Origin of the sequence: Spiroplasma sp. hy2 (genome assembly GCF_044714365.1) — a bacterium.
Lineage (GTDB): Bacteria > Bacillota_I > Bacilli_A > Mycoplasmatales > Mycoplasmataceae > Spiroplasma > Spiroplasma phoeniceum.
Genome location: NZ_RXFZ02000039.1, coordinates 1 through 6,614, shown reverse-complemented (window position 1 = coordinate 6,614; position 6,614 = coordinate 1). Strand labels below are relative to the sequence as shown.

Below are 6,614 nucleotides of genomic sequence, written 5' to 3'. Positions count from 1 at the left end.
ACTAATTTGCGGGCAAAAGTTAAAATTGTATCTAATTCAACTGTTCCATCTTCAAATTCCACTGTTGAATATTTTAATAGGTTATCATCAGTATTAAATACTTGCCCTTCGTTTCCTAAACCTTCATTATATTTAATATTTTTCTTTCTTTTATATGTTAAACCAAATTTATTGGCTTCTTTTCACGCAAATAATGCTTCTCAACTAAATTTTTGTTGATAAGTTTGTAAATATCATTGTTCAAATGTTTCTCGGTCTTGTTTTGTTGCTTGATTAGCAATATCTCCGAAAATTCTTTGTGGGTTTTGTGCCATAATTATCTCCTTCTTTCTATTTATTAAATACATTGTCTGTATCTAAAATATTGTTTTCTTTGTTTTCTACTTTTGGTACGCCACCAGTATTAACTGTTTGTACTTTAATTAATTCATCATAAACACTTTGCAATTGTGCTTTAATAATTTCAATATCATCGCTAATATCATAAGACTTTAATAAAACATTTTTAAAGTCTTCATTATCAGTTAAAGAATTAATAAAATAAATTATTTCAATTTGTTTTAATTGAATTGTTTGTTTTTCAATTTGTGAAGTTAATTCAGTATTTTTTGTTTGTAATTCATTGATTTGTTGATTACTATTTTCTAAATTACTTGCATTAAATTCTTCAATTTCAGAAGTATTTTCTAAAATAATTTCAGCAGTTTTAATATCTAAATTACCATCTTCATTTTTAATAGGTTCATTATTTTCATTAATAAGAACATATTTTATATTTTTTAATGCCATTATTTTTTCTCCTTTTTCATTGATGATTGTATAATGCAAAAATAAAAAATGCAGAACAATAATCTGCACTTTTTATAAAACTCCTGATTTAAAGAAGTTGTTTCATTTAGGATGTAACATTACTGTTACTATTAAAATTATATATTATTAAGTTTATTTTTGATTATTTTTAGAACGAGTTCTTGGCACTTTTTTAATAATTTCAAAACTTTCAATTCTAATACAATGAAAGTATTTTTTTGTTATTTTATTTAAAGTATTTCAAATAGTACCCGTAACTCTAATTTCATCATCTTTTCTTAATTTTAAAAAAACTGATAATAAATTAGGATCATATATTGACAAAGTAGTATAGTTCATACCCGATCAACTGCATCCTGCAGAATCAGCATCAATTTCTACACCACCAGCTGTTTTGGCTACAATTTTAGTTTTTACAGGATCAGAATGAATTTTAACATCAATTACTATTTTATTTATTCATTCTCGTTTTTTCTCTACAATTTCTTTTTTTGTCACATTCTTTTTAATAGTAGAACTAGCAGTATTTTTTGTAATAGTTAGTTTCTTTTTAGTCACTGGTTTATTTGCTTTATTAACTAAATTGCTTTGAACTCTTGGCATTTTTATCTGACTCCTTTTTTAGAAAATATTGTAAATGTTTTCAAGCATCTAATTCATGTTCTGACATTTTTATATTTCCTTTATAATTTAATTTTATTGTACCTCTAACATTTGGTTCTTGTAGAATAATAGGTCAATTAAATTTATATTTAAAAAGAGCTTTTAAACCACCAATACATAGCGGAGTTGATAAAACATTTTTAATTTTTAAATTCGGCCAAATTTGGAAATTTTCAATTATAATTAATACATTTTTTAAATCTAAAATTTTATTAATTCAATTATAAATATTTTCAACTGCATTTTCATCTGACTTTGATTCAATAGTAATATGTTGATAAATATATTTTTGTTTAACATCATAAGCTATAATACCAGTTTGTCCAATTCCAGCAGGGTCAATTGCAATAATATAATTAAATATTATTTTTTCTTTTCTCATGACGTTACTAATTTTTTTGCAATATTACTTTCTTTTTGTTGCTCCATTTTTTCTAAAATATAATTATAAAAATGCATTTCTTTACGAATAATATTAATTGACTCATGATGAATTTGATATTCATTAAGTTGTATTAAAGTAGCTTGCATAGTTTTAACTTTCATTTTAATTTCATTTAATAAATCTTCCATAATTGTAGTTCCTTTCTAATTTTTCTTTACTATTGCTCAATGTTCATCTGTAATTTCATCTTTTGACACTGAATATGATCTTAAAATTAATTCATTTAATTTTATTGTTATTTTTTTACTAAACTTTTTCATAATAAAAACTCCTTAATTTTTCTTTTATTTGCTTTTAATTTATTTTTCTTGACTTTTATTTTATGTTTTTTAATTCTGTATTTATTACTTGTCATTTTATTTATCCTTTCTAATTTAATAATTTTTTATAGCTGTAAATTGTAAATGCAAATGTAGCACTTTTTATATGAATGAAAACCTTATTTTTAAGCTTAATAGTTATTTTAGTAATTAATTAACTAAAATAAGCCATAAAATAAAAGATATTTTTGCTTTAATTTTTATAAAAAATCTTTACAAATTTAAAAAGCTTGATTTTACAGTTTATAAAGTGCTACACTTCATAGTACAATTTACAAGCATAAATAATGTAACTTAAATTCACTCTTTGAAACTATATTTCCATAATTAATATTTTTATTGCAATAAGAACATTTAATTTTAATTTTCACTATTCAAATAATCTTTGTTGTATATTAGTAGTTCTATTTTTTGCAATTTCAAAATATTTAAAAATAATTTCAATACCAATTCATTTTCGTTCTAAATTTTCACAAGCAACTGCAGTAGTATCACTTCCCATAAATGGGTCAAACACAACATCATTTTTCTTTGAATATTTACGAATTAAAAATTCTATATCTTTAATTGGCTTTGGGGTTGGATGTCCATTTGATTCTTGACCGATTGGACTATGAAAAAATATTTTTTTATTTTCATATTCAGTTAAGTAATTAGGTACTCGCATATTTCATTCATATTTATAAATTACTATACAAAATTCTTTATCTTGATAAATAAAATTATTTGACGGCAATGGATTTAATTTTTCTCAAATATAAAAATCAAAATAGTATCCATTTTCTTTTACTCATTTTATATAATAAAATATTTGTTCTTTATTCATTCAAATTAAAAATAATTGTGATTTTGAAATTCGTTTAAATTCGTTTAAATAGAATTCAATGTCAATATTTTTATTAGCTTGTATCAAATTTAAATCATCATTTAATTTATTAAAAACAGCATTTACTTTTGATTTTGATTCATATTTTTTCTTATTATTAATACTTTCATAAAAATATGGAGGATCAGTTAAAATTAAATCAACTGAATTATCAGGTATATTTTTAATTAATTCTTTTGAGTCACCCAAATATAAAGTACCTAATAATGTCTTATGAATTATGTTCTTCATTTAATTCTTTTCTAATATTTTCTAATTTAGAAATAATTTCATTATCCTTATATTTTTTTGCTAATGCTTTTAACCAAAAATAATGTTTTGATTCCACTTTTATTTCTCCTTATAACAATAAATTTTAATATTTTGTGTATGAAACTGTTTTTTGTACGATAAACAACTTGATGAACATACTTTTTTTTAATTTCAAAAAGCGGGTTATCAGGACTAACCTGATAATAATTAATTACTACATCTTCTACTGATTCATAAATACCAACTAAATCATCATTTATGTCATATATTGCATATACTAAATTTTTAGCTAATCCCATAAAATATCATCCTCATTAAAATTTATTGGTTCAGTATTATTTTTATTAGACTCTTTTTCTAGGTCATTTATTTGCCGTGAATATGCCGACTGATTACCTCTTGCTTGTTTCTCAATAAGTTCTTTTAATTCAGAACCTAAAATATGACAAGTAATAATTTTTTTATTATTTTTAAAAATAAACTCTTCATACAATTGATTCGGATAAATCCCTAATCTTACCTGATTAGGAAATTTACCTGGTCAAATTAATTTTTTTGGCTGTAATCAGCTCGCACCATAAGTTTTTGGTGAAACACAGTTTCTACAATTAAAAGTATCAAATTTTACATCCCGAATATAATTTTTATTCATATAAACATATACAATCTTTTGACTATATTCAATTTTAAAAACCTCCAGTCCGTTGCTAATAAAGTGTTTTTAAACATGTTAGATAACATGTTATTGAACACATTATTTAACTAATTGTTTAACTTGTTTATTAACTTGTTTATTAACATGTTGGTGTTAGCAAAAAAAGCATACTAAAAAATATTTGTTAACTTTTTTGTTAATTTAACAAATTTAATTAAAAGTTTAATAAACAAGACTTGTTTTTAACAAATAAAAACGAATTTTCCCTTTTTAGGAAAAACCCGTATCTTTTTTACTCGCCCACTTCCATTAGTTCTTTTTCTTTTAGAGTTGCTTTTTCATCAATTTTTTTAATAAATTGGTCCGTTAATTTTTGAACTTCCCCTTCATAATATTTTTTATCATCTTCAGTTAATTCAGAATCTTTTTTAAGGTGTTCATTACTATCTCGTCGTTCATTCCGAATTGCTACTTTAAACTGTTCACTAGCTTTTCACATTTCCTTAACCAACATTTTACGACGTTCTTCAGTTAGCGGAGGAATATTTAACCGAATTAAATCTGCTTCTGAATTTGGTGGTAAACCTAAATCTGCTTTATTAATTGCTGTTACAATTAAATTAATAATTGAACGATCATATGGTTTAATAACTAATTGTCGTGCTTCTGGCACCATGATATTAGCCAATTGTTGAATTGGTGTTAGTGTTCCATAATAATCAATCATAATATGTGATAACATATTTGGATTGGCACGACCAGTACGAATTTTAATTAATTCATTTTCAAATGAAACGATTACTTTTTCCATTTTTTCTTTTGTTTGATTAATAACTTCTTGCGACATTTATTTTTTCCCTCCTGTAACAATTGTTGAACGCGCATTACCATGTGCTGCCTTATAAATATTATCTGGTTCATTAATATCAAAAACAACGATTTTAACATCATCTTCCATTGCTAAACTAGATGCTGTTAAATCCATTACTTTTAATTGTTTTTTTTGCAATTCATTTAAACTAATATTATCAAAGCGAACTGCATCAGCATTATGGCGCGGATCTTTATCATAAATACCATCAACCCCATTTTTTGCCATTAACATAACATCTGCATCAATTTCAATTGCTCTAATTGTTGCTGCTGTATCAGTTGTAAACTTTGGTTGGCCAGTTCCTCCAGCCATAATAACAATTGCTCCTTTTTCTAAAGCAGCTTTTGCTTTTTTAAACAAATATGGTGAAGCAACTTCCGGAACTTGAATTTTTGAAGTTACAACAACATTCTGACTACCTTCATTTTTTAATACAGCCTCTAATGCTAAAGCATTCATTACTGTTGCTAACATCCCCATATAATCTGCACTAATTGGATTCATTTTAATTGTGTCAGCACGATTACCGCGTCAAATATTACCACCACCAACAACAATAGCAATTTGTAATCCTTCTTTTTGTAATTTAACAATTTGTTTTGCAATATCATAAATTTTTTTCGCATCATATAAATCATCAGAATTCCCTAATGCTTCACCAGATAATTTTAGTAAAACTCGCTTATATTGTAATGCCATTATAACTTTCCTCTTTTTTTTCTATTTTATTCTAATATATTATAAATTGTTTTAACAAATAATCAAAATAAAATTACAAATTAGTAAAGAAATTTACTTTATCAAAAACTACTTAATATTAACTTAAACTTGGCAAATAAGATGTTAAAAACTCATGTCAAAATTCTCATTCTTTTGTTTTTAAAGCATCACTTGTTAAAAGTCAATATACAAATCCCTCCGCAAACAATTCAAAATTATCTTTAAATGAAAATTTAATAAGATAAAATAATTGAAAAATCTTTTCTTTTGTTAAACTTTGTTGCTGGTGAAAGTTATTAATTTTTTTTAATAAAAATGTTTTTAATTGTTCAATCACATTAATTTTATAATCTAATTTATAACGATAGTGCAGCAAATGTCCAAGTTCATGACATAGAGTGTAAAAAATACTTTGTTGTGAAATACCACCTTCAATCCAATTTTGTAGAAACCACATACATTTTGTATTTTTGGTTTTTACTCTTTGTATAAAAATACTTATGAATTTGTTAATTTTTTAAAAATTTTAAGGAGTTGAAATTATGCAAACAAAGCAATATTTTATTTTGCGGTCGTTAGTGAAAAAGTATGGTAAAGATATTGTTATTAATACTGTCAAATAAGATTGCAAAAGATATTGAAATTAAAAAGTAAAAGAATAAATTATTCCGCTTAATTTATTAGCGGATAATTTATTCAATAATGTTTTTTAATTGGAGCAACGCGACAACGAGCGGAGCGAGTTTGCAAATTTAAATTTTTTAATTTATTGAAAGGAGTTATATCATGCCAGTATGATTAACATGGATATTTAGTATTTTGATTTTGTTAGGAATTTTTGCGTGAATTGGTTTATCAATTTATCAAAAAGTTAGACAAATTCAAGGTAAGAAAAAAGAAAAAAAGAACTTGAAAAAAAGGAGGATAGAAAATAATGAATTTATTAACTGAAACAGTTACAAAAATCGGTTTTGGTGATGGAATGAATT

At 24.2% G+C, this 6,614-nt stretch carries 11 protein-coding genes; 1 reads left to right on the top strand and 10 read right to left on the bottom strand.

Features of this window, described 5'->3' with window-relative positions; translation table 4 throughout:
* The 10 genes from EHV01_RS02175 to EHV01_RS02130 form a co-directional block, all read right to left on the bottom strand.
* Positions 1-314 (bottom strand): hypothetical protein (locus EHV01_RS02175; protein WP_422066012.1); only part of this gene is annotated, 314 nt, incomplete at its 3' end.
* A 16-nt stretch (positions 315-330) separates the two neighbouring features.
* Positions 331-789: a hypothetical protein gene (locus EHV01_RS02170; RefSeq protein WP_422066011.1), complete on the bottom strand. Its 459-nt coding sequence runs from the start codon at positions 787-789 to the stop codon at positions 331-333.
* A gap of 153 nt (positions 790-942) precedes the next feature.
* Positions 943-1,413, bottom strand: a complete 471-nt coding sequence (locus EHV01_RS02165) for a hypothetical protein (RefSeq protein WP_422066010.1) — start codon at positions 1,411-1,413, stop codon at positions 943-945.
* Positions 1,385-1,855 carry a hypothetical protein gene (locus EHV01_RS02160; RefSeq protein WP_422066009.1) on the bottom strand — a complete coding sequence of 157 codons (471 nt, stop codon included), beginning with the start codon at positions 1,853-1,855 and terminating at the stop codon, positions 1,385-1,387. Before EHV01_RS02160 ends, EHV01_RS02165 begins: the two co-directional genes overlap by 29 nt.
* Positions 1,837-2,046 carry a hypothetical protein gene (locus tag EHV01_RS02155; RefSeq protein ID WP_422066008.1) on the bottom strand — a complete coding sequence of 70 codons (210 nt, stop codon included), beginning with the start codon at positions 2,044-2,046 and terminating at the stop codon, positions 1,837-1,839. Before EHV01_RS02155 ends, EHV01_RS02160 begins: the two co-directional genes overlap by 19 nt.
* Positions 2,047-2,608: 562 nt before the next feature.
* Positions 2,609-3,355: a DNA-methyltransferase gene (locus EHV01_RS02150; RefSeq protein WP_422066007.1), complete on the bottom strand. Its 747-nt coding sequence runs from the start codon at positions 3,353-3,355 to the stop codon at positions 2,609-2,611.
* Positions 3,356-3,665: 310 nt separating this feature from the next.
* Positions 3,666-4,028, bottom strand: coding sequence for a hypothetical protein (locus EHV01_RS02145; RefSeq protein WP_422066006.1), 363 nt, complete (start codon positions 4,026-4,028; stop codon positions 3,666-3,668).
* 295 nt (positions 4,029-4,323) lie between these two features.
* On the bottom strand, positions 4,324-4,878 hold the full coding sequence (gene frr / locus EHV01_RS02140; RefSeq protein WP_422066005.1) for a ribosome recycling factor: 555 nt from the start codon (positions 4,876-4,878) through the stop codon (positions 4,324-4,326).
* A complete protein-coding gene (gene pyrH / locus EHV01_RS02135; protein ID WP_004028566.1) occupies positions 4,879-5,604 on the bottom strand; it encodes a UMP kinase in 726 nt (241 codons plus the stop codon). It lies immediately after the preceding gene.
* Positions 5,605-5,722: 118 nt separating this feature from the next.
* Positions 5,723-6,082: a hypothetical protein gene (locus EHV01_RS02130; protein WP_422066004.1), complete on the bottom strand. Its 360-nt coding sequence runs from the start codon at positions 6,080-6,082 to the stop codon at positions 5,723-5,725.
* 329 nt (positions 6,083-6,411) lie between these two features.
* On the opposite strand from EHV01_RS02130, the gene EHV01_RS02125 reads away from it, so the two are divergent.
* Positions 6,412-6,614 (top strand): hypothetical protein (locus EHV01_RS02125; RefSeq protein WP_422066003.1); only part of this gene is annotated, 203 nt, incomplete at its 3' end.